Source organism: Mesorhizobium sp. M8A.F.Ca.ET.218.01.1.1, assembly GCF_004791165.1.
GTDB lineage: Bacteria > Pseudomonadota > Alphaproteobacteria > Rhizobiales > Rhizobiaceae > Mesorhizobium.
Genome location: NZ_SRUZ01000240.1, coordinates 1 through 278, shown reverse-complemented (window position 1 = coordinate 278; position 278 = coordinate 1). Strand labels below are relative to the sequence as shown.

General features: G+C 67.6%; 1 pseudogene. It reads left to right on the top strand.

Annotation, left to right across the window (positions count from 1 at the left end):
* Positions 1–80: 80 nt before the first annotated feature.
* Positions 81–278, top strand: a pseudogene (locus EN861_RS36870) (hypothetical protein); the annotation flags it as partial.

Sequence of the window (278 nt, the reverse complement as noted above, 5' to 3'; positions counted from 1 at the left end):
ATCGAGCTTGTGCATTTCGGCCTGGTTCGGCTTTTCAGGGGAAGCGGCTGGGGCCGTTCCTGCTCGCCCGGGCCGTGCGCATGGCGTGGTCGCATCGGCCGCAACGGCTTTGGCTTCACACCGATACCCATGACCACCCGGCTGCCCAATCGGTCTATGGACGCGCCGGCTTCAAGGCCCAAGGGCGTGCAGGCCAACGCCATAGGGCCTGCGTTGCAGTCGGTGGACGACGACTGGCGGCGGTTCCGACTCGGCCACCGCTAGGCCGGCAAGCCGGT